Source organism: Curtobacterium sp. MCLR17_051 (assembly GCF_003234395.1).
Classification (GTDB): Bacteria; Actinomycetota; Actinomycetes; order Actinomycetales; family Microbacteriaceae; genus Curtobacterium; species Curtobacterium flaccumfaciens.
The window spans coordinates 112,589-136,643 of the sequence record NZ_QKTA01000005.1 but is presented as its reverse complement, the minus strand read 5'-3'; the positions used below and the strand labels follow the sequence as shown (position 1 = coordinate 136,643).

The 24,055-nt window shown below is 70.6% G+C and carries 21 protein-coding genes and 1 riboswitch; of the genes, 12 read left to right on the top strand and 9 right to left on the bottom strand.

All coding sequences use genetic code 11. The features are described 5' to 3' along the window. Positions 1-99 precede the first annotated feature (99 nt). Positions 100-711 carry an HD domain-containing protein gene (locus tag DEJ06_RS06775; RefSeq protein WP_111038825.1) on the bottom strand — a complete coding sequence of 204 codons (612 nt, stop codon included), beginning with the start codon at positions 709-711 and terminating at the stop codon, positions 100-102. 139 nt (positions 712-850) lie between these two features. Here DEJ06_RS06775 and DEJ06_RS06770 point away from each other — a divergent pair, with 139 nt between their 5' ends. Together DEJ06_RS06770 and DEJ06_RS06765 are read left to right on the top strand one after the other, a co-directional pair. Then, positions 851-1,660: a hypothetical protein gene (locus DEJ06_RS06770; protein ID WP_111038824.1), complete on the top strand. Its 810-nt coding sequence runs from the start codon at positions 851-853 to the stop codon at positions 1,658-1,660. Beyond that, entirely contained in the window at positions 1,657-3,558 is a 1,902-nt protein-coding gene (locus tag DEJ06_RS06765; RefSeq protein WP_111038823.1) for an amidase family protein, read from the top strand. The genes DEJ06_RS06770 and DEJ06_RS06765 overlap by 4 nt, the downstream gene beginning before the upstream one ends. A gap of 84 nt (positions 3,559-3,642) precedes the next feature. On the opposite strand, the gene DEJ06_RS06760 is transcribed toward DEJ06_RS06765, so the two are convergent. After that, the gene (locus DEJ06_RS06760; protein WP_111038822.1) at positions 3,643-4,419 is read right to left on the bottom strand and encodes an isocitrate lyase/phosphoenolpyruvate mutase family protein; all 777 of its coding nucleotides are present in this window, start codon (positions 4,417-4,419) and stop codon (positions 3,643-3,645) included. A 112-nt stretch (positions 4,420-4,531) separates the two neighbouring features. On the opposite strand from DEJ06_RS06760, the gene DEJ06_RS06755 reads away from it, so the two are divergent. After that, positions 4,532-5,719, top strand: a complete 1,188-nt coding sequence (locus tag DEJ06_RS06755; protein WP_245164561.1) for a MalY/PatB family protein — start codon at positions 4,532-4,534, stop codon at positions 5,717-5,719. A 105-nt stretch (positions 5,720-5,824) separates the two neighbouring features. Here DEJ06_RS06755 and DEJ06_RS06750 read toward each other — a convergent pair whose 3' ends face one another. Beyond that, the gene (locus DEJ06_RS06750) at positions 5,825-6,010 is read right to left on the bottom strand and encodes a hypothetical protein (protein ID WP_017887087.1); all 186 of its coding nucleotides are present in this window, start codon (positions 6,008-6,010) and stop codon (positions 5,825-5,827) included. Between the two features lie 63 nt (positions 6,011-6,073). Next, positions 6,074-6,562, bottom strand: a complete 489-nt coding sequence (locus tag DEJ06_RS06745; protein WP_111038820.1) for a GNAT family N-acetyltransferase — start codon at positions 6,560-6,562, stop codon at positions 6,074-6,076. A gap of 68 nt (positions 6,563-6,630) precedes the next feature. On the opposite strand from DEJ06_RS06745, the gene DEJ06_RS06740 reads away from it, so the two are divergent. Further along, positions 6,631-7,515 (top strand): LysR substrate-binding domain-containing protein, encoded by an 885-nt coding sequence (locus DEJ06_RS06740; RefSeq protein WP_111038819.1) that lies wholly within the window; start codon positions 6,631-6,633, stop codon positions 7,513-7,515. Between the two features lie 296 nt (positions 7,516-7,811). On the opposite strand, the gene DEJ06_RS18205 is transcribed toward DEJ06_RS06740, so the two are convergent. The 3 genes from DEJ06_RS18205 to DEJ06_RS06725 form a co-directional block, all read right to left on the bottom strand. After that, on the bottom strand, positions 7,812-8,294 hold the full coding sequence (locus DEJ06_RS18205; protein ID WP_027464546.1) for an FBP domain-containing protein: 483 nt from the start codon (positions 8,292-8,294) through the stop codon (positions 7,812-7,814). Between the two features lie 85 nt (positions 8,295-8,379). Beyond that, positions 8,380-9,117, bottom strand: a complete 738-nt coding sequence (locus DEJ06_RS06730; protein ID WP_071404179.1) for a M56 family metallopeptidase — start codon at positions 9,115-9,117, stop codon at positions 8,380-8,382. 13 nt (positions 9,118-9,130) lie between these two features. Next, positions 9,131-9,505 carry a BlaI/MecI/CopY family transcriptional regulator gene (locus DEJ06_RS06725; protein ID WP_027464548.1) on the bottom strand — a complete coding sequence of 125 codons (375 nt, stop codon included), beginning with the start codon at positions 9,503-9,505 and terminating at the stop codon, positions 9,131-9,133. Between the two features lie 96 nt (positions 9,506-9,601). Next, positions 9,602-9,722, top strand: a riboswitch (glycine riboswitch). A gap of 151 nt (positions 9,723-9,873) precedes the next feature. Between DEJ06_RS06725 and gcvT the strand changes: the two genes are divergently transcribed. From gcvT to DEJ06_RS06685, 8 genes are all read left to right on the top strand, one after another. Then, the gene (gcvT, locus tag DEJ06_RS06720) at positions 9,874-11,019 is read left to right on the top strand and encodes a glycine cleavage system aminomethyltransferase GcvT (protein WP_111038817.1); all 1,146 of its coding nucleotides are present in this window, start codon (positions 9,874-9,876) and stop codon (positions 11,017-11,019) included. 4 nt (positions 11,020-11,023) lie between these two features. Beyond that, positions 11,024-11,401 (top strand): glycine cleavage system protein GcvH, encoded by a 378-nt coding sequence (gene gcvH, locus DEJ06_RS06715; RefSeq protein ID WP_017887079.1) that lies wholly within the window; start codon positions 11,024-11,026, stop codon positions 11,399-11,401. Continuing rightward, positions 11,398-14,319 (top strand): aminomethyl-transferring glycine dehydrogenase, encoded by a 2,922-nt coding sequence (gene gcvP / locus DEJ06_RS06710; RefSeq protein WP_111038816.1) that lies wholly within the window; start codon positions 11,398-11,400, stop codon positions 14,317-14,319. Before gcvH ends, gcvP begins: the two co-directional genes overlap by 4 nt. Positions 14,320-14,844: 525 nt before the next feature. Further along, positions 14,845-16,470, top strand: coding sequence for an ABC transporter substrate-binding protein (locus DEJ06_RS06705; protein WP_111022606.1), 1,626 nt, complete (start codon positions 14,845-14,847; stop codon positions 16,468-16,470). 224 nt (positions 16,471-16,694) lie between these two features. Next, positions 16,695-17,624, top strand: a complete 930-nt coding sequence (locus tag DEJ06_RS06700) for an ABC transporter permease (protein ID WP_111022607.1) — start codon at positions 16,695-16,697, stop codon at positions 17,622-17,624. Continuing rightward, positions 17,614-18,564: an ABC transporter permease gene (locus DEJ06_RS06695; protein WP_111022608.1), complete on the top strand. Its 951-nt coding sequence runs from the start codon at positions 17,614-17,616 to the stop codon at positions 18,562-18,564. Before DEJ06_RS06700 ends, DEJ06_RS06695 begins: the two co-directional genes overlap by 11 nt. Continuing rightward, positions 18,561-20,303, top strand: a complete 1,743-nt coding sequence (locus tag DEJ06_RS06690; RefSeq protein WP_071404173.1) for an ABC transporter ATP-binding protein — start codon at positions 18,561-18,563, stop codon at positions 20,301-20,303. Before DEJ06_RS06695 ends, DEJ06_RS06690 begins: the two co-directional genes overlap by 4 nt. A 62-nt stretch (positions 20,304-20,365) precedes the next feature. Further along, entirely contained in the window at positions 20,366-20,872 is a 507-nt protein-coding gene (locus DEJ06_RS06685; RefSeq protein WP_111038815.1) for a PH domain-containing protein, read from the top strand. A 105-nt stretch (positions 20,873-20,977) separates the two neighbouring features. On the opposite strand, the gene DEJ06_RS06680 is transcribed toward DEJ06_RS06685, so the two are convergent. Both DEJ06_RS06680 and DEJ06_RS06675 read right to left on the bottom strand, forming a co-directional pair. Further along, positions 20,978-23,122, bottom strand: a complete 2,145-nt coding sequence (locus tag DEJ06_RS06680) for a dipeptide ABC transporter ATP-binding protein (RefSeq protein ID WP_111038814.1) — start codon at positions 23,120-23,122, stop codon at positions 20,978-20,980. After that, positions 23,115-24,053, bottom strand: coding sequence for an ABC transporter permease (locus tag DEJ06_RS06675; protein WP_083404166.1), 939 nt, complete (start codon positions 24,051-24,053; stop codon positions 23,115-23,117). The genes DEJ06_RS06680 and DEJ06_RS06675 overlap by 8 nt, the downstream gene beginning before the upstream one ends. Between the last annotated feature and the right edge of the window lie 2 nt (positions 24,054-24,055).

Genomic DNA, 24,055 nt, shown 5'->3' with positions numbered 1-24,055 from the left:
AGGTTGGTGTGCGCGAGTCAGATGGGTTCGCTGCAGTGCACCAACCAGACACTATACGCCCACCCCGCCGAGAAGTCCAGCGAGCGACCAGACCGAGCGTCAGGACGCCAGGAAGGCTGCCCAGCGTTCCCCGCCGGCGGCGACGTTGCCCGACCCGTCGAGGCGGGCTGCGGCCGAAGAGGGCTTGCGCGCAGCCTGCTCGTGGATCAGCCCGTCGAACGACGCCGAGAAGTCCAGACGGGGCAGCGCGGCCGTGACGTCCCGCAGGTCGTCCGACGCCCACCTGTCGAAGCCCGCGCCGGAGACGTCGAGCGAGGTCGCGACCTCGAGCAGGTGCCCCTCGGCGTCGAGCTCCGGGTCGACGGACCGCCACATGTGCCGCTCGATGATCTCCCCGACCCGACGGGCTCGCACGGCGTCCCACCCGGCACCGAGCGCGAAGACCGAACCGACAGCGCCGCCGGCGTCCTCGAAGGGCACCCGGTGGGCGTCGAACGACGGGGTCACGCCGAGATCGTGGAGCATCGTCGCGACGAAGAGCAGCTCGGGGTCCGGTTCGAGGTCGACCGTCGGGGCGAGCAGGACGGCCCAGGCCCACGAGCGCAGGCAGTGGTTGACGAGGGCGGGTTCGGACCATGCCCGCACGACGTCCAGTGCGCGCGCAGCCACGGGGGAGGGCGGGGTGAGCAGGGCTTCGACATCGACCGACATGGCACGACAGTAGCGGCAGGAACGAGCCGTAACGGGGCGGAAACGTGCCGGGCCAGAACCGGAAACAGCGTCCCGTTAGCTTTCGGTTCACTGAGTACCCGCTCAGCACCCCTCCACCCCACCCGAAGGAACTGCGCCCATGCAGCACCGACCACGGCTGCGCCCACGCGCGACGATCGTCTCCTCGACGCTCGTCGCCGCCGGGGCGTTCGGCCTCGCCGTCCTGACGGCCGCTCCGGCCCAGGCAGCGCCCACCGCGACCACCGCCACCATCGACGCCCCGGCCACCGTGACCGTCGGCACGGCGTTCGACGTCGACCTGACGATCCCGGACACCGCCGTCGTCTACGCGTACGAGATCACGCTCGAGGCCGACTCGGTGCAGTACCGGGACGACAGCGTCACCGGCCCGGACGGCGGCTTCGACGCAGTCGAGCAGGACGGCGACGCCCTGACGATCGTGCACACCCGCCTCGGCACCTCGCCGGCACTCGACGGCGACCTGGCCACCTCGATCTCGCTGACCCCGACCGCGGTCGGCAGCGTCGACCTCGACGTCACGAGCATCACCCTCGTCGGCTCCGACGGCACGTCGACGACCCTCGACGACCCGGCGAGCACCACCGTCGTGGTCGCCGCGGCCGCGACCACCGCCCCGACGGCCACGCCGACCCCGGGAGCGACCACACAGCCCGGTGCCGGTGGCGGAACGGATGCACCCACTGCCCCCGGTGACCCGACCGCCCCGGGCACCGACCCGACCAGCGGCGCCACCGCCGTGGCGGGAGTCGGCGGGGGCGACCGTCCGACCGGCGGCGACCTCGCCTGGACCGGCGCCGACGTCGCGCCCTGGATCGCCGCGTCCATCGCCCTGCTCGCAGCCGGCGGCACCCTGATCACCCTGCGGGCCCGTCGTGCCCGCCGCAACCGCACCGGAGCCTCCGCATGACCGCCACGAAGCAGGCCGCCACGAAGCAGGCCGCCACGAAGCAGGCCGCCACGAAGCGGGCCTCCAGCAAGAAGCGCACCACCGTCGCCGGCGCATCGCTCATCGCCCTCGTCGGCGCCGTCCTCGCCGCCACCCCCGCGATCACGGCCGCTGCAGCACCCGCAGCCGTCGACGCCAGCCCCGCCGCCATGCTCGCGCCGTACTACACGGACCTCGACCTGACCGGCGACGACCAGGTGACGAAGGCCGACCTCGCCGTGCTCACCGACCACCTCGGTGCGACGACCGCCAGCACCGACTGGGCGACGGTCAGCGCCGCGGACACCGACGCCGACGGCACCATCACCGTCGCGGACCTGGCCGGGTTGTCCCAGCGGATGATCTACGACGACGGCCCGTTCCAGGTCGTCGAGGCGTCGACCATCGACATGCAGGCCGCGATGAACGCCGGGGTCACCACGTCGGTCGCGATCACGCAGGACTACCTCGACCGCATCGCCGCGTACGACCGCACGACGGTCGACACCGCGTCGACCGGGCGCGCGCTCAACTCGATCGTCACCACCAACGCCGACGCCCTGGCCGCCGCGAAGACCGCGGACGCGGAGCGCGCCGAGCACGGGATGACGAGCATGCTGCTCGGCGTGCCGATCGCGGTGAAGGACAACTACGACACGAAGGACATGCCGACCACCGGTGGCTGCGGCTGCTGGGACGACAACCAGACCGACACCGACGCTGCGATGGTCACCGGCCTGCGCGACGCCGGCGCAGTGATCCTGGCGAAGGCCAGCCTCGACGAGTTCGCCTTCGGCTTCGTCTCCGAGTTCTCGTCGAACCAGCCCGCCGGCTCGTCGCTCCTGGTCGCCAGTGCGTACAACACGGCGCAGACGGCCGGTGGCTCGAGCGGCGGCACCGGTGCGGCGATCTCCGCGAACCTCGCGGGGATCGGCTTCGGCACCGACACCGGCGGCTCGATCCGCGTGCCGTCGACGTACAACCAGCTCGTCGGCATCCGGCCCACGGTCGGACTGACCAGCCGTGACGGGATCATCCCGCTCGCCCTGTCGCAGGACACCGGCGGCCCGATCACGCGCTCGGTCACCGACGCGGCGGTCGCGCTCGACGCCGTCACCGGCGTGGACGCGGCGGACCCGGCGACGAGTGCGCAGGCCGGCAAGGTGCCGACGTCGTACACGTCGTCGCTCGACGCCGACTCACTGCAGGGCGCCCGCATCGGCTACGTGACGAGCATGGTCGGCACGAACGCCACGACGAAGCGCCTGTTCGACGCCTCCGTCGCGAAGCTCGAGGCCGCCGGTGCCACCGTCGTCCCGATCACCGCGACGACGGCCTTCAACCGGGTCCTGTCCGAGGGCAGCGGCAGCACGAACGAGTTCAAGCACGACCTGGACGAGTACGTCGCGAAGCACCTCGACCCCGACGTCACCGCGCGTTCCCTGCAGGGCATCCTGGCCTCGGGTGAGTACGTGCCGAGCCGCAAGAGCACCTACCAGTCGCGCGACCTGATCACCGACACGCAGTACCAGGCGTGGGCCGGACCGACGGGGTCGCACACGACGCAGCTCGCCACCGGCAAGCAGCTCGTGACGCAGATGCTCGATGACCAGGACCTCGACGCGCTCGTCTACCCGTCGGGCACGCCGTACGGCACGCAGTCGACGAACATGCGCCTCAGCCCGAACACCGGCATGCCGGCGATCACCGTCCCGATGGGCCAGGCGACCGCTGCCGACAACACCATCACCGGTGCCGGCGTGAACCTGGAGTTCCTCGGCCGCTCCTTCGACGAGAGCACGGTCATCGGCCTCGGCTACGCCTTCGAGCAGGAGACGCACGCGCGCACCACGCCCGCGCTGTACCCGGCGCTCGGCTGAGCTGAGCGGGTCGCGTGACGTGACCACAGGACGGACGGGAGGCCCGTGGCGACACCGCCACGGGCCTCCCGTCCGTCTGCTCCGTCAGTTCAGGGTCGGGGTGTCCTCCGGCACGACGCCGTCCGCGTACAGGTCGGTTGCCAGGTCGCGGAGCGCGCGCAGCGCGACCCGCTGCGTGAGCGGGCCGTAGGAGATGCGGGCGACGCCGAGCGCCTCGTACTCGGCAGCGGGCAGGGCGCCGGGCAGGCCGATGACCGAGAGCTTGCCGCGGCCCAGACCGGCGACGAGCCGCTCGACCACCGAACGTTCGATCGCGCCGGGCACGAAGACCAGGGCGGCGCCGTTGTCCAGGAACGCCTTGCCGCGGGCGATCGCGTCCTCGATGCTCTCGTCGACCGGGCGCTCGCCGCCCCGCACGATCGCGTCGGTGCGGGCGTTCAGCTGGAAGTCGACGCCCTCGGCCTGCGCCGCTGCGGTGATCGCGGCGACGCGGGCGACCGCTTCGTCGAAGGGACGCAGCCGGTCCTCGACGTTGGCGCCCACGATGCCCGAGCCGATGGCGCGGCGGATCGTCTCGGCGGGGTCCTCGTAGCCGTCGTCCAGGTCGGCGGTGACCGGCAGGTCCGTGGCGGCGGCGACGATCGCCGCCCCGGACAGGGCGAGGTCGAGGGGCATGCCGCCGTCCTCGTACCCGTACGACGCGGCGATCGAGTGCCCGGCGGTGGCGATCGCCTTCGTGCCGGGCAGGTCGCTGACGACCTTGGCGGTGATCGCGTCCCACACGTTCACGACGCGCAGGATCTCGGGGGCTTCGTGCAGCTGCTTCAGGGTGACGGCCTTGTCGGCGGTGCTCGTGCTCATGTTGCCGACAGTAGGCCGACGGGGCGGCCCCCGGCCGCGAGCCCACCCGAAGACGACGTGGGATGACGTCGGGAGTCGCGCCGGGCCTCCAGGCAGGGGCATGCTGGGACGCATGGCGAGCGACGAGCAGGACCCGGTCGGCACGCTCCGCGGGGTCCGGACGAGCATCAAGTGGACGCGGTACGCGCCCGACGTGCTGCCCCTGTTCGTCGCCGAGATGGACCACGACGTCGCGCCGGCGATCCGGCAAGCCCTGATCGAACGGGTCTCGCAGTCCGACCTGGGCTACCTGGACGGCCCCGGGCCGCTCGCTCCCGCGTTCGCGCAGTTCGCGCTGGACCGCTGGGGCTGGGAGATCGACCCGTCGCGCATCCACCTGGCCACCGACGTCAGCGTCGGGATCGTCGAGTCGCTCCGGCTCGCGCTGCCCGACGGCGGCCGCGTCGCGATCACACCGCCGGTGTACCCGCCGTTCTTCGAGCTCGTCGAAGAGGCCCGATGTCAGGTCGAGGAGGTCCCGCTGCTCGAGCAGTGGGGGCAGTACCGGCTCGACCTGGAGGGCCTCGAGCGGGCGTTCGCCGGCGGGGTCGGCGTCTTCCTGCTCTGCAACCCGCACAACCCCGTCGGGCTCGTGCACGACCGGGCCGACCTCGTCGCGATCGCCGAACTCGCTGCGAAGTACGACGTCCTCGTCATCAGCGACGAGATCCACGCGCCCCTGACCCACCCCGGCGTGCAGTTCACCCCGTTCGCCGCCGTCGCCGAGCCGCTCGGTGCCCGGAGCGTGTGCGTGACCTCGGCGAGCAAGGGCTGGAACCTCGCCGGTGTGAAGTGTTCGGTCATCGTCGCTGGCGATCCCCGGACCGCCGCGCTCCTCGACACCCTGTGGGAGGAGGTCGCCTGCCGCACGAGCATCCTCGGGCTGCACGCGAACCTCGCGGCGTTCACCCTGGCGACGGACTGGCTCGACGACGTCGTGGCGCGCATCGTGGCGAACGACCGACTGCTCGCCAAGCTGCTCGCCGAGCACCTGCCCGGGGTCGTCTACACGCGGCCGCGCGCCGGGTACCTGGCGTGGCTCGACTTCCGGGGCATCGGCCTCGGCGACGACCCGGCGGTGCCGCTGCGCGAGAACGCGTACGTCGCGCTCAACTCCGGGCTGGGGTTCGGGTCCGAGGGGCGCGGGTTCGTCCGGCTCAACCTGGCGTGCTCACCGGAGACCCTGCGCGAGGCCGTGTTCCGGATCGCCTCGGCGTACCCGTCGAGCGCGCAGGAGGGGCTGGTCTGGCACGTCGCTTGACCTGTGGAACGGCGTCGTTTGCCGGCTACGCAGCACCGAGTGAGCACAAGACGTCGGGTCGGCTGCACGCACTCGATGTCTTCTGCACACTCGAGCCCGCTGCGGTCAGGCCACGTACTGGTTGCGGCCGACGACGCGGATGCGCAGGTCGTCGTCACGGTCCATCGCGAGGAGCTCGCGGGCCACGAACCCGACGGACGGCCACCGGGACACCTCGGTCACCATGAAGCCGTCGATGAAGACCTGCCACGCGCCGGCCTCGCGGACCGCCTGCACCTCGTACGTCGCCATGCCGCGAGCGTACCGGGACCGGCCCGCCGTCAGTGCAGGTCGAACGGCGGTGCAGGTCGAACGTCAGTGCAGGTCGAGGGTCATGTGCACGTCGGCTCGCACGTACGGACTCGGGGCGACCTCGTCCTCGCGCAGGTGCCGGAACCCGAACGCCTCGTACAGGTGCACGGCGCTGGCCAGTTGTGCGTTGCTCTCCAGGTCGATGCGGTGCGCACCGAGCTCGCGTGCCCGGTCGAGCGCCGCGGTGATGAGCTTCCGCCCGGTGCCGTGCCCCTGGTGGTCGGGGGAGACCGCCATCTTCACGAGCTCGAAAACGCCGGGGGTGGTGGGCGCGACCCCGATGCACCCGACGACCTGGTCGTCGAGCCGGGCGACCAGGACGGCGCCGCCCCGCTCCACGACCCGGCCGACGGGATCGGAGAGGAACACGCGGTCCTCGTCCTCGAGGGTGAAGTACCGGGTGATCCACGCCTCGTTGAGCGTGCGGAACGCCTCGGCGTCCGCGGGGGTGGCGAGGTCGGCGATGGTGACGGTGGAGGTCGCTTCGGGCATGCATCCATCCTTGATCGACGATGCAGTCACGTCCAATACTCGTTCGCGCTGATCGATAGCCTATGTGCATGGATCGAGAACCGGACGTCGACCTCCGGCAGCTGCGGGCGTTCCTGGCCGTCGCCGACGAGTTGCACTTCGGCCGTGCTGCCGAGCAGCTGCGGATCGCTCAGCCCGCGCTGTCCCAGCAGATCCGGCGGACCGAACGCGCGCTCGGGGTCGACCTGTTCGTCCGGACCAGCCGCAGTGTGGCCCTGACCGCCGCCGGCCGGGTGCTGCAGGGGCGCGCGCGATCGCTGCTCGGGCAGGTGCGACGGGACCTCGACGAGACGGTGCGGGTCGGTCGGGGCGAGGTCGGTCGGCTCGACGTCGGGTTCGTCGTCTCCGCGCTGCCCCTCGGTCCGATCGAACGCGTGCAGGCGTTCCGGGAGCGCTACCCGCTGGTCCGGGTGGAACTGACCGAGGGGTACTCGTCGACCCTGCTCGCCCGGATCGTCCGCGGCGAGCTCGACCTCGCCGTCGTCCGCGATGCCGACCCGGACCCCGCCGTGCGGCTGTTGCCGTTCCGGTCCGAGGCCTTCGTCGCCGCTGTCCCGCGCGGCCACCGGTTGGCGGATCGGGAACGCATCCGCGGCACCGAGCTGGTCGACGAGCCGTTCGTGTTCTTCCCGGCGGTCGCGGGGGCCCTGGCGACCGAGCGCAACCTCGCGCCGGTCACCGCCGGTGGCCGCCGCCCGGTCATCGTGCAGGAGGCCACGACCTGGGCGACCGTGCTGCACCTGGTCGGGGTGGGCCTCGGTGTCACGGTGGTGCCGGAGAGTGCCGCGCTCGCCGCACCCGACACGGTGGCGCTCCTGCCGCTCGAGGGCAGCGACCACCGCAGCGAGCTCGCCTGGGCGATGCGCGCCGACGACGACCGCGAGATCCTGCGCAACTTCGTCGCCGCGGACTGACCGAGCGGACCGGCTGCGCGAGCGGACGCCGTTCGGGCGTCCTCGCTCAGCCGAGCGACAGCACGGCGCCCGGTGGTCACCGAGTTCGTCGATGCGCCACGGCCGAGCCCCGCGCAGTGTCAAGCCGAGCTGGACGAGCACGAACCCGACGTGCGGCTCGACGTCGGGGTCCCACGGCCCCTCGACGCCCAGACCGAACGCGCCGAGTTCGTCGTCGGCCTCGTCCCGCAGCGTCAGCCGCCACCGTCCGTCGCCGAGTTCCTCGACCACGGCCCAGCGGGCGGTGCCGAACCGGCTCACGCCGTCTTGGTGATGTCCGCGGTGAAGTTCTGCACGCGCTGCAGCAGGGAGGCACCACGCATCGCGATGGTCGCGGGCGGGTTCAGGTGCGGGGGCGCGGTGCGGATCAGCATCGGGCACCCGAGGTCTTCGCAGATGTACGTGCCGATCGTGTTGCCGTTGCGCCCGGACTCACCGGCACGCGCGGCGGAGAACAGCCGGACCTGGGTCGCGGGCTGCGGCGAGTGGCAGAACGAGCACATCGCGGCGATGCCGGGGCGCAGCGAGCCACCGGCGGACCGGACGACGATGCCCACGGGGCGCTCGTCGATCCAGGACACGATGTACCCGCGGCGGGCGGCCTGCGGGTCGCGCCAGCCCAGGAACTCGCGTTCGTCCCAGAGTGTCTCGTGCAGGCCCGGGATGGGCAGCTGTGCGAGTTCGTCGGGGGTGGCGTTCACGAACGACGATCGGATGTCGGCTTCGGTCAGTGGCTTCACGGTCCGATCACCATATGCCTCGCCCCCGACACATGGTGCGTCACGACAGCCGTGTGGGCGATGGCGCAGTCTCGGATCGCCCCGTTCAGGACAGCCTGGAGGCGCGGATCGCGCCGAGCGCGCTGCTCCCGTCCGCCACCAGCACCGCCCGGCGCAGGGCGTCGCGTCCGACGCGACGGGCCGCCGCGTCGTCCGCGGCGAACTCCACGAGCACGCGCGTCGACCGCGCCATGGCGCGCGCACCGGGCACCCACGGCACCGCACGTTCGATCGATTCGGCGACCGCGACCGCAGCCGCGTGGTGCTGGGTCAGGTGGGCGCGTTCGTGGGCGACCACGGCCTCCAGCTCGTCGGTGCGCAACCGGTCTGCCAAGCCGGTGCTGACGAGGACGCCACCGCTCCGACCCGGCACGGCGCACGCCAGTGCGTGGTCGGCCTCGACGACGGCGACGGGGGTGCCGTCGATCTCGCGGTGCGGGGCGACGCCGGAACGCATCGCCTGCCGGACGGCCTCGTGTTCCGGGCCGGGGCGCACCCGGACCGCGACGACGAACGCGACGACCGCGAGGAGCGCGACGCCGACGTTGAAGCCGTGCGTGGGGGAGCCGTCCCCGCCGAACAGCTCGGTGACCGGACGGTCGGCGAGCACCACGAGGGTGATGCCGGCCACGAAGCCGACGACGCCGAGCAGGACCGCGACCGACCAGCAGACCAGCGCGGTGCGGGGCAGGTCGATCGTCCAGGCGGAACGGGTCAGGACCCGGGGCGCGAACACCACCACCGCGAGTGCGAGGACGATGAGCGCGATGCCGGCGACGACCACGGTGCGCAGCCGGTCAGGAGCGGGCGCGGGCGTCGAGGGCGCGGCGCAGGGCCTCGAGGTCGTCCGAGGCGAGCGAGCCGGTGAACTGCAGCAGCGCGGCCTCGCGGTCGGACGACGCGGCCAGTGCGCTCGACATCAGCGACGCGGTCTGCTCGTCACGACTGTGCACGGCGCGGAACGTCAGGGGAGCGTCGTCGTGCTGCTCCCGTTCCACCTGGCCCTTGCGGCCGAGGCGGTCGAGCACGGTGAGGACGGTCGTCAGCGCGGGGCGGGGCTCCGGGAACGCGTCGAGCACCTGGCGTGCGGTGAGCCCGGCGTCGGCGGAGCGGAGGGCGTCGAGCACCGCCTGCTCCAGCTGCCCGCGGGGGCGCGATCGTTGTCCGGCCATCCCCGCATTCTACGAGATGTCGAAGGCTCGCTCGCGACACACGCTCGAAACGCGGCCTCGGTATGCTCGTCGCGGACAACTGAACACACCGGCCGTTCATCCGTCGCGGGAGACGCCGTGCACGTACCTCCGGGTACGTCGTGCCCTCGGGCGCACGCACGGCACCGAAGGAGCAATCCCCCCGTCAATCTCTCAGGTCCCACACCGCAGCGGACAGGCCACTCTGAAAAGCAGACGCTCGGTCGTCTCGCCCACGGTGAAAGCCGCCGGACCTCACGGGCCGCGGTGAAACTCTCAGGCCCATGACAGAGGGGGAGTTCCACCCGGCGATCGTCGCCGGGCCCTGCCGATGCCAGGAGAACTCCGCCATGAGTCCGTCCCCACTGCCCACGCCGGGTCAGCGTTCGTCGCCGCTCGAAGCCGTGCACGAGGCCGCCGGTGCGACCTTCACCGACTTCGCCGGGTACCGCATGCCCGTGCGCTACTCGTCGGACCTCGCCGAGCACCACGCCGTGCGCCAGGCCGCCGGGGTCTTCGACCTGTCGCACATGGCCGAGATCGGGGTGACCGGCAGCGATGCCGTCGCCTTCCTCGACCACGCGCTCGCCGGCTCGTTCGGCACGATGCCCATCGGCCGCGCCAAGTACTCGCTGCTGCTCGCCGAGGACGGCGGGATCCTCGACGACCTCGTCGTGTACCGGACCGACGACGACGTCTTCCTCGTCGTCGCGAACGCGTCCAACCGCGACGTGGCCGTCACCGCGCTCACCGCCCGGGCCGACGGCTTCGACGTCGAGGTCTCCGACGACTCCGACACGACGGCCCTCGTCGCGATCCAGGGCCCCGCGGCTGCCGGCACGCTCGACGCGCTCGTCGTCGCCGACCGCCTGCAGCCCGAGACCCCGCTCGACGAGCTCGGCTACTACCGGGTGCTGCACGCGCTGTTCGACGGCGCCGACGTGCTCGTCGCGCGGACCGGGTACACCGGCGAGGACGGCTTCGAGGTCTACACCGACCCGGACACCGCCCCGGTGCTCTGGGACGCGCTGCTCGAGGCCGGTGCCGACCGCGGGGTCGTCCCCGCCGGGCTCGCCGCACGCGACACCCTGCGGCTCGAGGCGGGCATGCCCCTGTACGGGCACGAGCTCGGCACCGACGTCCGTCCGGCCCAGGCCGGCCTGGGCCGCGTCGTCGCGAAGGACGGCGAGTTCGTCGGTGCTGCCGGCGTCACCCCGTCGGCGGACGCCCGCGTGCTCGTCGGTCTGGTGACCGAGGGCCGCCGTGCTCCTCGAGCCGGCTACGACGTCGTGCTCGACGGCACGGTCGTCGGCACCGTGACCTCGGGCGCGCTCTCGCCGACGCTCGGACACCCCGTCGCGATGGCCTTCGTCGACCCGGCCGCGCTCGCCGCCGTGTCGGACGGGGCACAGGTCCTCCACATCGACGTCCGCGGGACTGCCGTCCCCAGCACGGTCTCCGCGTTCCCCTTCTACCGCCGCGCCTCGAAAGGCTGACCCCATGACCGACCAGACCGCACTCCAGTACACGGCCGACCACGAGTGGCTGCTCGTCGAGGGCGACACCGTCACCGTCGGCATCACCGACCACGCCGCCGAGCAGCTCGGTGACGTCGTCTACGTCGAGCTCCCCGCCGTCGGCACCGCGACCACCGCCGGCGACCAGATCGGCGAGATCGAGTCGACCAAGAGCGTCGGCGAGCTCTTCGCCCCGATCGAGGGCGAGGTCGTCGAGGTCAACGATGCCGTCGTCGACACCCCCGACACCGTCAACCAGGACCCCTTCGGCGCCGGCTGGCTCGTGAAGATCAAGGTCGACGGCACCTCGTTCCCCGAGGACCTGATGGACCACGACGCGTACCGGGCCTCCATCGCATGACCGCGTTCGAGAACCTCCAGACGTCCTTCGCCGACCGCCACATCGGCACCACCCCGGCCGACCAGCAGGCCATGCTCGACGTCGTCGGGCAGCCGTCGCTCGACGCCCTGGTCCGTGCGGCGATCCCGGAGTCCATCCACGTCGGCCCAGTCGCCGACTCGGTGATCCCGGCCGCTGTCGGCGAGACCGAGGCGCTCGCCGAACTCCGCGCGAAGGCCGGCCGCAACACCGTGCGCCGCGCGATGATCGGCCTCGGCTACCACGGCACCCACACGCCCGCGGTGATCCAGCGGAACGTGCTCGAGAACCCGAGCTGGTACACGGCGTACACGCCCTACCAGCCGGAGATCTCGCAGGGCCGCCTCGAAGCACTCATCAACTTCCAGACGATGGTGTCCGACCTGACCGGCATGGCCACCGCCGGCGCCTCGATGCTCGACGAGGGCACCGCCGTGGTCGAGGGCATGCTCCTCGCCCGCCGCGCGTCCAAGGTCAAGGGCGACGCGTTCCTCGTCGACGCCGACCTGCTGCCGCAGACCCGTGCACTGCTCGACCACCGTGCCGACGCCGTGGGCATCACGCTGCGCGCGTTCGACGCTGCCGACGGCCCGAGCGACGACCAGCTCGACGGCGCGTTCGGCGTCATCCTGCAGTACCCGGGCGCCTCGGGCCGCATCGTCGACCCGTCGTCTGTCATCGAGCGGGTCCACGCCGGTGGCGGCATCGCCGTCGTCGCAGCCGACCTGCTCGCGATGACCCTGCTCGCCAGCCCGGGCGACCTCGGTGCCGACGTGGCCGTCGGGACGAGCCAGCGCTTCGGCGTCCCGCTCGGCTTCGGTGGCCCGCACGCCGGCTACCTCGCGGTGCGCGCCGGCCTCGAGCGTCAGCTCCCCGGTCGCCTGGTCGGGGTGTCCTTCGACGCCGACGGGCAGATGGCCTACCGCCTCAGCCTGCAGACCCGCGAACAGCACATCCGCCGCGAGAAGGCGACGAGCAACATCTGCACCGCGCAGGTCCTGCTCGCCGTGATGGCCTCGATGTACGCGGTCTACCACGGGCCCGAGGGCCTGCGGTTCATCGCCGGCCGGGTCGCGCGGACCACCGGTGCACTCGCCGCCGTGGCGCGTGACGCCGGGGTCGAGGTCGTGCACGACGCCTTCTTCGACACGCTCACCCTGCGGGCCGTCGGTCGCGCCGAGGCGATCGTCGCGGCAGCGCAGGACGCCGGCTACCTGCTGCACGTCGTGGACGCCGACACGTTCCAGCTGTCCGTCGACGAGACGACCACGCCCGACGACGTCGTGGCGCTGGCGAACGTGCTCGGGGCGGTGGACGTGACCGTCCCCGCGACCGAGACCGCCGTGCGCGACGCGGCCACGGGCCTCCCGGCCGCCCTGCAGCGCGAGAGTGACTACCTGACGCACCCCGTGTTCAGCGCACACCGCAGTGAGACCCGCATGATGCGGTACCTCAAGCACCTGTCCGACAAGGACTACGCGCTCGACCGCGGCATGATCCCGCTCGGCAGCTGCACGATGAAGCTCAACGCGGCGACCGAGATGGCCGCCGTGACCTGGCCGGAGTTCGCGAACATCCACCCGTTCGCACCGCGCGAGGACGTCGAGGGGTACCTCGACATGATCGGCGACCTCGAGTCGTGGCTCGCCGAGGTCACCGGCTACGACACGGTGTCCCTGCAGCCGAACGCCGGCAGCCAGGGCGAGCTCGCCGGCCTGCTGGCCATCCGTGGGTACCACCAGGCTCGTGGCGACGAGGACCGGACGGTCTGCCTCATCCCGTCGAGCGCGCACGGCACGAACGCGGCGTCCGCGGTGCTCGCCGGCATGAAGGTCGTCGTCGTGGCCTGCGACGAGAACGGCAACGTCGACCTCGAGGACCTCCGGGCCCGTGTCGCCGCCCACGCCGACACCCTCGCGGCGCTGATGATCACGTACCCGTCCACCCACGGTGTCTACGAGCACGACATCCGTGAGATCTGCGACGCCGTGCACGACGCAGGCGGCCAGGTCTACGTCGACGGCGCGAACCTCAACGCGTTGCTCGGCCACGCCCGCTTCGGTGACTTCGGGGGCGACGTGTCGCACCTCAACCTGCACAAGACCTTCTGCATCCCGCACGGCGGTGGCGGCCCCGGCGTGGGACCCGTCGCCGCGAAGGCACACCTGGCACCGTTCCTGCCCGGCCACCCGTTCGCGCAGCAGGCCGACCGGCGCTCCGGCGCGACCGCCGCCGAGGCGGACGACCGCCTGGCCCACGCCGGCGGCCCGGTCAGTGCGGCGCCGTACGGCAGCCCGAGCATCCTGCCGATCACGTGGACGTACGTCCGGATGATGGGGCTCGAGGGCCTCACCCGTGCGACCGAGGCCGCGGTCCTCGGGGCGAACTACATCGCGGCTCGTCTGCGTGATGCGTTCCCCGTGCTGTACACGGGCGACGACGGACTGGTCGCGCACGAGTGCATCCTCGACCTCCGCCCGCTGCGCGACACCACCGGCATCACGGTCGACGACGTCGCGAAGCGCCTGGTCGACTACGGGTTCCACGCGCCGACGATGTCGTTCCCGGTGGCGGGCACGCTCATGGTCGAACCGACCGAGAGCGAGGACCTCGCCGAGCTCGACCGCTTCGTCGACGCCATGCTCGCGATCCGGGCCGAAGCTGCAGCGGTCGAGCGCGGGGAGTGGCCGGCGGACGACAACCCGCTCGTGCACGCGCCGCACACCGCCTCGTCGGTGATCTCGGGGGAGTGGGCGCACGCCTACACCCGCGAGCAGGCCGTCTACCCGTTGCCGGGCATCAGCGGCCGGAAGTACTGGCCGCCGGTGCGTCGCATCGACCAGGCGTACGGGGACCGCAACCTGGTGTGTGCCTGCCCGCCGATCGAGGCGTTCGCCTGATCCCGACCGGCGCCGGCACCCTCGTCGTCGCCCTGCGCTCCGTCGCTGAGCGCCTCGTGCCCCGTCCGGTCCTCCGGGCGGGGCACGGTCGCGTCCGGCGGGCGGCACGGTCCCGTCCCGGGCGGTCACGACACCCCGCTCAGTTCCGCCGAGCGGTCACGAACCGTCGTCCGGACCCGCGCCAACCGACAGTTCGTGACCACTCGGCGTGCCACCCACGGCAGGTCCTGACCGCTCGACGCAGCCCCCGAGCCGTACCCCTGAGCGATGCTCGGCCGTCCCCCGACTTGCACAGAAGTGTGACGGAGTGCAATGGATTTCATGCGGATGCAACAAAAACGCACCCTTCACCGGCACGCGCGCGAATGTTGCATCTTGTCGCAAGGATCGTGCAAGTTGGTTACCGGCGTGTAACCGTTCGCCCCTGGGTTTGGACGCCGCTGTTCACCTTGCCTACGCTGCAAAGGTCAAACGCGCCCGGGCGACACCGCTGTGCCCTGCGCGTCCCATGCACCAGGAGGAACCTTGATCAAGAAGCGCGCCGGGCTCTCAGCCCTCGCCGTGCTCGGGGCCACAGCACTCGCCCTGACCGCCTGCTCCAGCAACAGCTCCGACGGGGGTGGCTCGGGCTCGGCGAACGCGTCCGGGATCGTCACCACGAACGGGAGTGAGCCGCAGAAGCCCCTCATCCCGTCGAACACCACCGAGACCGGTGGCGGCAAGGTCATCGACTCGCTGTTCGAGGGCCTCGTCTCGTACGACGCCGACGGCAAGCCCGTCAACGAGGTCGCGAAGAGCATCGACACCGATGACTCGAAGACCTTCGACATCAAACTGAACACGGGTTACACCTTCACGAACGGCGAGAAGGTCACCGCCGAGTCCTTCACGAAGGCGTGGAACTGGGCGGCCCAGTTCTCGAACAAGCAGAGCGCCTCGTACTTCTTCGAGAACATCGAGGGGTACAACGCCGAGAAGGACTCCGAGCTCACCGGCCTCAAGGTCGTGAACGACGACGAGTTCACCGTGAAGCTGAAGTCGGCACAGTCCGACTTCCCGCTCTCGCTCGGCTACTCGGCCTTCGTGCCGCTGCCGTCGGCGTTCTACGACGACACCAAGGCGTTCGGTGAGAACCCGATCGGCAACGGTCCGTACAAGCTCGATGGCAAGAAGGCCTGGACCCACAACCAGTCCATCAAGCTCGTCGCCAACAAGGACTACGAGGGCAAGCGCAAGCCGAAGAACGGTGGTCTGACGATCACGTTCTACACCTCGCAGGACACCGCCTACGCGGATGCTCAGGGCGGCAACCTCGATGTCCTCGACGCCGTGCCGGACGCCAACTTCCAGACGTACAAGTCCGACTTCCCGGACTCGAACGTCAACCAGCCCGCCGCGATCTTCCAGGGCATCTACCTGCCCTACTACCTGGACCACTGGAAGGGTGAAGAGGGCAAGCTCCGTCGCGAGGCCGTCTCGATGGCGATCAACCGCAAGGAGATCACCGACAAGATCTTCGACGGCACCCGCACCCCGGCCAAGGACTTCACCTCGCCGGTGATCGCCGGTTGGAACGACGACCTCGAGGGCTCTGACGTCCTGGAGTACGACAAGTCCGAGGCCAAGAAGCTCTGGGCCGAGGCCGACAAGATCTCGAAGTACGACGACACCCTCACCATCACGTACAACGCCGATGGTGGCCACCAGGCATGGGTGACCGCGGTCACGAACTCGATTTCGAGCACGCTCGGCATCAAGGCCGAAGGCAACGCGATCCCGACGTTCCAGGAGGCCCTCGACCTCCAGACGAACGACAAGCTCACGGGCGGCAGCCGCACCGGTTGGCAGGCCGACTACCCCTCGTTGTACAACTTCCTCGGCCCGACCATGGGCAAGGGCTCGTCGAGCAACTACGCGCGCTACGACTCGGCCGAGTACAACGAGCTGCTCGCGAAGGGCCGTTCGGCAGCCACTGTCGAAGAGGGCAACAAGATCTTCGACCAGGCTCAGGAACTCCTGTTCGAGGACCTGCCCGAGATCCCGCTCTGGTACTCCAACGTGACCGGTGTCTGGAACGCGGACAAGGTGTCGAACGTCAAGTTCGGCTGGAACTCGGTGCCGCTGTACTACGACGTCGAGGTCAAGAACTGACCCTGGTCTCGTAGAGACCACCACGCGAGCAGGTATCCTGCCTCGCGACCACCGGACGGGGGTTCGGGGGCCACATGGCCCCCGAACCCCCGTACCGCGGCGGTAAGACCTTCCCCCACACCGCGGGCGCCCTCCCGCACCGGACTTCCGTGCCGACCCTCGGACCGTCCACCCCTCACCACAATGAACCTGATCGACATCGCTCCGGACCGGGCAGTGATCTGATGCTCTGGTACCTCGGCAAGCGCCTCCTGCAACTCATCCCCGTGTTCTTCGGGGCCACGTTCCTCATCTACTTCATGGTCTTCTCGCTGCCCGGCGACCCGATCGCCGCGCTGTTCGGCGACCGTCAGCCGACACCGCAGGTGATCGAGCAGCTGCGACAGCAGTACAACCTCGACAAGCCGTTCATCGTGCAGTACCTGCTCTGGATCGGCGGCGTGTTCCGCGGCGACCTCGGCGTGACGTACTCGGGTCTGCCGGTCAGCTCGCAGCTCGCCTCGGCGTTCCCGATCACCGCCCGTCTGGCGATCCTGGCGCTGCTCTTCGAATCGGTCGCTGGCATCGTCGTCGGTGTCATCGCTGGTCTGCGCAAGGGCAAGCTGTTCGACGCCACCGCACTCGTCGTGTCGCTGCTGCTCATCTCGGTCCCGACCTTCGTCGTCGGGTTCCTGCTGCAGTACGTCTTCGGCATCAACCTCGGACTGTTCCGGGTGACGGTGTCCGGCGAAGCGCCGTGGGACGAACTCGTGTTGCCCGCGATCGTGCTCGCCTCGGTGTCGTTTGCGTACATCGTGCGTCTGACGCGCGCGAGCGTCGCCGAGAACATGAGTGCTGACTTCGTCCGCACCGCGACGGCCAAGGGCCTGCCCCGTCGTCGTGTCGTCGGCGTGCACATCTTCCGCAACTCGCTCATCCCCGTGGTGACGTACCTGGGTGTCGACATCGGCAACCTGATGGTCGGCGCCGTGGTGACCGAGGGCATCTTCAACATCCACGGTGTGGGTGGCACGGTGTTCCAGGCCGTCAAGCTCGGCGAAGGACCGACCGTCGTGTCGTTCGTCGCCGTGATGGTCATCATCTTCATGCTCGCCAACCTCCTGGTCGACCTGCTCTACGCCGTCCTGGACCCGAGGATCCGCTATGCCAAGTAACGCCGCATCCCGCTCGGCGACGCACTACGTCGCTCCGATCGAGGAGACCCCGCTCCAAGCGGTCGACCAGGTCGACGAGAACGAGAAGACCCGGTCCACCTGGACCGATGCCTGGGACTCCATGCGTGTCCGCCCGATGTTCTGGGTGTCCGCCGTGCTCATCCTGCTCATCATCGTCGTGGCGTTGTTCCCTGGCCTCTTCACGCACATCGACCCGAGGAAGGCGATCCTCGCCAAGAGCAACGAAGGCTCGGAAGCAGGCCACATCTTCGGGTACAACCGCCAGGGCTACGACGTGTACTCACGTGTCATCTGGGGTGCACGGAACTCGCTGATCGTCGGCATCGTCGCCACGGTGCTGGTCACGATCGTCGGTGTCATCATCGGCGCTCTCGCCGGCTTCTACGGCGGATGGCTCGACACGATCGTGTCCCGCATCGCGGACATCTTCTTCTCCATCCCCACCGTGCTCGGCGCAATCGTGATCATGTCAGTCATCCCGGCGCGGAACGCGATCACAGTGGCGTTGGTCCTCGCCGCGTTCGCCTGGCCGCAGATCGCTCGCATCATGCGTGGTGCCGTGCTCAGCGCGAAGCAGTCCGACTATGTGATGGCCTCGGCCGCGCTCGGCGTGAGCCGCTTCAAGACGCTGGTCCGTCACGTGATCCCGAACTCCGTGGCCCCGGTCATCGTCGTGTCGACGGTGTCGCTCGGCACGTTCATCGTGGCTGAGGCGACCCTGTCGTTCCTCGGCATCGGGCTCCCGGACTCAGCGCTCAGCTGGGGCCTCGACATCGGAACCGCACAGGTCTCGATCCGAACGGCACCGTCGACGATCTTCTGGCCGTCGGCAGCCCTGTCCATCACCGTGCTCGCGTTCCTGCTCCTCGGTGACGTGGTGCGCGACGCGCTCGACCCGAAGGCGAGGGCCCGCCGATGAGCGAGACACTGACCCAGACGAACAGCAGCCGCACCGGTGGTTCCGGCGCGCCGCTGCTCGAGATCACCGACCTGCAGGTCGGCTTCAAGACCCAGAGCGGCCTCGTGCAGGCCGTCCGCGGCGTCAACCTCACCCTCGAGCAGGGCGAGCGGCTGGCCATCGTCGGCGAGTCCGGTTCGGGCAAGTCGACGAGCGCCCAGGCGATCATCAAGCTGCTCCCCGGCACCGGTGAGGTCACCGGTGGCTCGATCAAGTTCAACGGGCGCGAGCTCGTCGGGCTGAGCGACAAGGAGATGTCGGAGATCCGCGGGAAGGAGATCGGCTACGTCCCCCAGGACCCGATGTCGAACCTCAACCCGCTGTGGTCGATCGGCTTCCAGGTCGAAGAAGCGATCCGTGCGAACGGCATGGCGACCGGCAAGAAGGCCGTCCGTGACCGTGCTGTCGAGGTCCTGCAGGAGGCCGGCCTCGGCGACGCCTCGACCCGCCTGAAGCAGTACCCGCACGAGTTCTCCGGCGGCATGCGCCAGCGCGTGCTCATCGGCATCGGTCTGTCGAGCCGCCCGCAGCTGCTCATCGCCGACGAGCCGACGAGTGCGCTCGACGTCACCGTCCAGCGCGTCATCCTCGACCACCTCGAGAGCCTGACCCGCGACTTCGGCACCTCGGTGCTGTTCATCACGCACGACCTCGGCCTCGCCGCCGAGCGTGCCGAGAAGCTCGTCGTGATGTACAAGGGCCAGGTCGTCGAGGCCGGTCCCTCGAAGGAGATCCTCGCCAACCCGCAGCACCCGTACACGCAGCGGCTCGTCGCGGCGGCCCCGTCGCTGGCCAGCCGTCGCATCCAGTCGAAGGTGCAGCACGCGCGCGTCGACATCGCCGACGCCGGCAACGACGACGCCGAGCTGATCGCCCGGGCCCAGGAACGCGAGCACCGTCCGGCCGAGGACCTCATCGTGGTGAAGAACCTCGAGAAGGTCTACAAGCTGCGCGGCAAGAGCCTCGCCACCCGTGAGCTCAAGGCCGTCGACGACGTGTCGTTCTCGATCCAGAAGGGCACCACCACGGCGCTCGTCGGCGAGTCCGGTTCGGGCAAGTCGACCGTCGCGAAGCTCGTCCTGCAGCTCGAGAGCATCACGAGCGGCACCGTGCAGTTCGACGGGATCGACATCGGCGCGCTGAAGGGCAAGGACCTCTTCGACTTCCGCCGCCGCGTGCAGCCGGTGTTCCAGGACCCGTACGGCTCCCTGGACCCGATGTACAACGTCGGGAACACGATCGCCGAGCCGCTCGCCACGCACAAGGTGGGCGACAAGGCCTCGCGTCGCGCCCGGGTGCTCGAGCTGCTCGACCAGGTCGCGCTGCCGAAGTCGATGGTGAACCGCTACCCGAACGAGCTGTCCGGCGGCCAGCGACAGCGCATCGCCGTCGCCCGCGCGCTGGCGCTCAAGCCGGAGGTCATCGTCCTCGACGAGGCCGTCTCCGCGCTCGACGTGCTCGTGCAGGGCCAGATCCTCGACCTGCTCACCGAGCTGCAGACCGAGCTCGGCCTGACGTACCTGTTCATCACGCACGACCTCGCGGTCGTCCGCCTCGTCGCGGACAACGTGTGCGTCATGCGCCGTGGGCAGATCGTCGAGAAGGCGACGACCGACGAGGTCTTCGCCGCCCCGAAGGAGCAGTACACGAAGGACCTCCTGGCCGCCATCCCCGGCGCCGGGTTCGAGTTCGGACGCTGATCCACCTGGACACGAACGAGGCCGGACGCCCCGTCGTCCTCCGCGCTGGTCGCGGGGGCGCGGTGGCGTCCGGCCTCGTCGCCGTCCTGGGCCTGTTCCTGCTCGGCGATGCGGCGTTCCGGGGGAGCTGGGACGTCGTCCTCCGCGCCGCCGGCCCGATCGCCGTGCTCGTCTGGGGGCTCTGGGTCCTGACCTACCGCCCGTGCATCGTCATCGACGAGCGCGCGGTCACCGTGGTCAACCCGCTCCGCCGCACCGTGGTGCCGTGGCAGGCCGTCGCCGACGTCCGGCTCCGCTGGCAGATCGTGATCGAGACCGTCGCCGGTCGGAAGGTCCAGTGCTGGGGCGGCCCGTCGCTGCCGCGGCCGAAACCGGCCCGGCGGGGTGAGCGGGCGGTCCTGCGACAGCCCGACGAGATGACCGTGCTGCTCGACCGCTGGTCCGAGCACCGCGAGCGCGCCGGTGCCGGCGACGCCGTGCGCGGCTGGGACGTGCCGGCCCTGACGGTCGGCGCAGCCGCGCTGGCGCTCCTCGCCGCTTCGCTGCTCAGCCTGTGGCTGGGAGCCTGACGCGGCTCGCGATCGCGACCACAGGACGGACGGGAGGCCCGGCGCACGACGTGCTCCGGGCCTCCCGTCCGTCTGCTGGTCACGTCCACGACGTGACCAGCGTCGTCAGACGGCCGCGCCGACCCGCTCGGTGAGCAGGTGCTCCTGGTCGGTCTGGATGCAGGCGACACCGCGGCCGTGCACGGGCTCGAGACCCGGGTCGATCGTGCGGCACTGCTCCTGCCGGCCCTCGTCGAGGAGCTGGTAGAGCGGGCAGCGCGTGCGGAACCGGCAGCCGTCGATGCGCTCCGTGGGGGAGGGCAGGTCGCCGTCGAGCAGGATGCGCCCGCGGGCGGCCTCGGCCATGGGGTCCGGCACCGGCACGGCCGACAGCAGGGCCCGGGTGTACGGGTGCTGCGGGTCCGAGAAGACCGCGTCGCCGTCGCCGTACTCGACGATGCGGCCGAGGTACATGACCGCGACGTCGTCGGCGATGTGCCGGACGACGGACAGGTCGTGCGCCACGAACAGGTAGGACAGCCCGAGGCGGTGCTTGAGGTCCTCGAGCAGGTTGATCACACCGGCCTGCACCGAGACGTCGAGCGCGGAGACCGGCTCGTCGAGCACCAGGATCTTCGGCTCGACGATGAGCGCACGGGCGATGCCGATGCGCTGCCGCTGGCCGCCGGAGAACTCGTGCGGGTACCGGTCGATGTAGCTCGGCTCGAGCCCGACCAGCTCGAGCACCTCGCGCACCCGCCGGCGGATCTCGTCCTTCGCGACGCCGTGCACGGTGAGGGGTTCACCGATCACCGAGCCGATGTCGAGGCGCGGGTCGATCGACGCCATCGGGTCCTGGAACACGACCTGGATGTCGCGGCGCAGTGCCAGACGGTCCTTCTTGGACAGCGAGGCGGTGTCGACGCCGTTCACCCGGATGGTGCCGTGCTGGGCACCGGCGAGCTCGAGGATCTCCATGATGGTGGTCGTCTTGCCGCAGCCGGACTCGCCGACCAGACCGAGCACCTGGCCGCGCTTGAGCGTCAGGGAGATGCCGTCCACCGCGTGCACCTCGCCGATCTGCCGGCGGAAGAGCGCGCCCTTGGTGAGCGGGAACGTCTTGACGACGTCCTGCAGCTCGAGCACGACCTCGTCGCCGTGGTCGACCGCTGCCTCGGGGACGTCCTCGGGGCGGGGGAAGATCTCCGAGCGCTCGAGGGTGCCCGCGGCGATCTCGTCGCGACGGATGCACGCGGCGGTGTGGTCGTCGAGCAGGGTGCCGTTGCCGATCGTCTGGACGGCACCGGTCAGGACCGGGTTGTCGGCGCTCTGCGGCACCGTCGGTGCGACGAGGGCGGGCTCGCCGTCGCGGCAGGCGTCGATGACGGCGGGGCAGCGGTCGGCGAACGGGCAGCCGGTCGGCTTCTGCGTGAGCAGGGGCGGGCGGCCGTCGAGCGGGACGAGCCGCTCGGTGCGGGCGGACGTCATGTTCGGCATCGAGCGGAGCAGCCCGATCGTGTACGGCATCACCGGCTCGCGGAACAGGGGGAGCACCGGCGCCGTCTCGACGATCCGGCCGGCGTACATCACGGCGACGCGGTCGGCGTTGCCGGCGACGACGCCGAGGTCGTGCGTGATGAGCACGACGGCCGCACCGGTCATGTCCTTGGCGGTCTGCAGCACGTCGAGGATCTGCGCCTGGATCGTCACGTCGAGCGCCGTGGTGGGCTCGTCCGCGATGATCAGCTTCGGGTCGTTCGCGATGGCGATGGCGATCATCGCGCGCTGGCGCATGCCGCCGGAGAACTCGTGCGGGAACGCGTCGAGTCGTCGCGCCGGGTTCGGGATGCCGACGATGCGCAGGAGTTCCTCGGCGCGGGTGCGTGCGGCGTGCTGGGTGAGGGAGCGGTCGTGCAGGCGCAGGCCCTCGATGATCTGCTGGCCGATCGTGTACACCGGCGTCAGGGCGGACAGCGGGTCCTGGAACACCATCGCGATGTCCCGACCGCGCAGCGCCGACATCTCACGGTCGTTCCGGCCGACGAGCTCCTGCCCGTCGAACCGGATGCTGCCCTGCACCTGGGCGGACGACGGCAGCAGGCCCATCACGGCCATCGAGGACACCGACTTGCCGGAACCCGACTCGCCCACGATGCCGAGGAACTCACCGGGGGCCACCGAGTAGTCGACACCCCGGACCGCGTAGACGGGCTTGGTCTTCGGGTTGAACGTGACCGACAGGTCGGACACGGTGAGCAGCGGCTCAGTCACGGTTGGCTCCGGAGGTGGGGTCGATGGCGTCGCGCAGGGCGTCGCCGAGCAGGCTGGTCGAGAGCACGGTCGCGACGAGGGTCGCGGCGGGCAGGACGAAGAGCCACGGGCGGGTGACGGCGGACTGGCTGCCGGCGGCGAGCAGGGTGCCGAGCGAGACGTCGGGGATCTGGATGCCGAAGCCGAAGAAGCTCAGCGAGCTCTCCGCCAGGATCGCGGCGCCGACGCCGAGCGTGGCGTCGATGATGAGCAGCGACGCCACGTTCGGCAGGATGTGCCGCCGGATGATCGTGAACGCCGGGACGCCCATGAACCGGGCGGCCTTGACGTAGTCGCGCTCGCGCAGGGACATCGTCTGCCCGCGGATCACCCGGGCCATCACCATCCAGCTGAACACCGCGAGGCCGACGATGAGGGCAACCCACGTCAGGTTCTTGAACACCGGGCTGAGCAGCACGAGCGCGTAGAACGACGGGATCACGAGCAGCAGGTCGATGACCCACACGAGCAGCCGGTCGGTCACGCCGCCGAAGTACCCGGCGATCGCGCCGACGATGCCGGCGATCAGGGTCGCTGCCGGACCGGCGATCAGGCCGATGAGCAGCGACTTCTGCAGGCCGACCAGGGTCTGCGCGTAGATGTCCTGGCCGATGTCGTTCGTGCCGAACCAGTGCGCGGCGCTCGGCGGCATGCCGAACGCCAGTCCGTCGGAGTCGACGGCGTTCCAGTGGTAGAGGTACGGGCCGAGGAACGCCCAGAGGATGATGAGGAGCAGGGCGCTGCCGCCGATGCGCGCGCGCCAGGTGCCGAACACCTTGCGCCAGAGCGGGGTGCGGCCGCCCTTCACCTCGATGACGTGCGCCGGCGTCCCGGCGTTGCCGTCGCCGGGGTCACCGGCGGTGGTCGTGGTCGTGGGGTCGAGAACAGACACGG

Coding starts and splice junctions, on each gene's coding strand:
- DEJ06_RS06775 (WP_111038825.1), bottom strand. CDS start 711: ATGTCGGTCGATGTCGAAGCCCTGCTCACCCCGCCCTCCCCCGTGGCT.
- DEJ06_RS06695 (WP_111022608.1), top strand. CDS start 17,614: ATGCCAAGTAACGCCGCATCCCGCTCGGCGACGCACTACGTCGCTCCG.
- DEJ06_RS06760 (WP_111038822.1), bottom strand. CDS start 4,419: ATGAGCACGAGCACCGCCGACAAGGCCGTCACCCTGAAGCAGCTGCAC.
- DEJ06_RS06725 (WP_027464548.1), bottom strand. CDS start 9,505: ATGGCCGGACAACGATCGCGCCCCCGCGGGCAGCTGGAGCAGGCGGTG.
- gcvH (WP_017887079.1), top strand. CDS start 11,024: ATGACCGACCAGACCGCACTCCAGTACACGGCCGACCACGAGTGGCTG.
- DEJ06_RS06750 (WP_017887087.1), bottom strand. CDS start 6,010: ATGGCGACGTACGAGGTGCAGGCGGTCCGCGAGGCCGGCGCGTGGCAG.
- DEJ06_RS06740 (WP_111038819.1), top strand. CDS start 6,631: ATGGATCGAGAACCGGACGTCGACCTCCGGCAGCTGCGGGCGTTCCTG.
- gcvT (WP_111038817.1), top strand. CDS start 9,874: ATGAGTCCGTCCCCACTGCCCACGCCGGGTCAGCGTTCGTCGCCGCTC.
- DEJ06_RS06765 (WP_111038823.1), top strand. CDS start 1,657: ATGACCGCCACGAAGCAGGCCGCCACGAAGCAGGCCGCCACGAAGCAG.
- DEJ06_RS06755 (WP_245164561.1), top strand. CDS start 4,532: ATGGCGAGCGACGAGCAGGACCCGGTCGGCACGCTCCGCGGGGTCCGG.
- DEJ06_RS06690 (WP_071404173.1), top strand. CDS start 18,561: ATGAGCGAGACACTGACCCAGACGAACAGCAGCCGCACCGGTGGTTCC.
- gcvP (WP_111038816.1), top strand. CDS start 11,398: ATGACCGCGTTCGAGAACCTCCAGACGTCCTTCGCCGACCGCCACATC.
- DEJ06_RS06770 (WP_111038824.1), top strand. CDS start 851: ATGCAGCACCGACCACGGCTGCGCCCACGCGCGACGATCGTCTCCTCG.
- DEJ06_RS06700 (WP_111022607.1), top strand. CDS start 16,695: ATGCTCTGGTACCTCGGCAAGCGCCTCCTGCAACTCATCCCCGTGTTC.
- DEJ06_RS06745 (WP_111038820.1), bottom strand. CDS start 6,562: ATGCCCGAAGCGACCTCCACCGTCACCATCGCCGACCTCGCCACCCCC.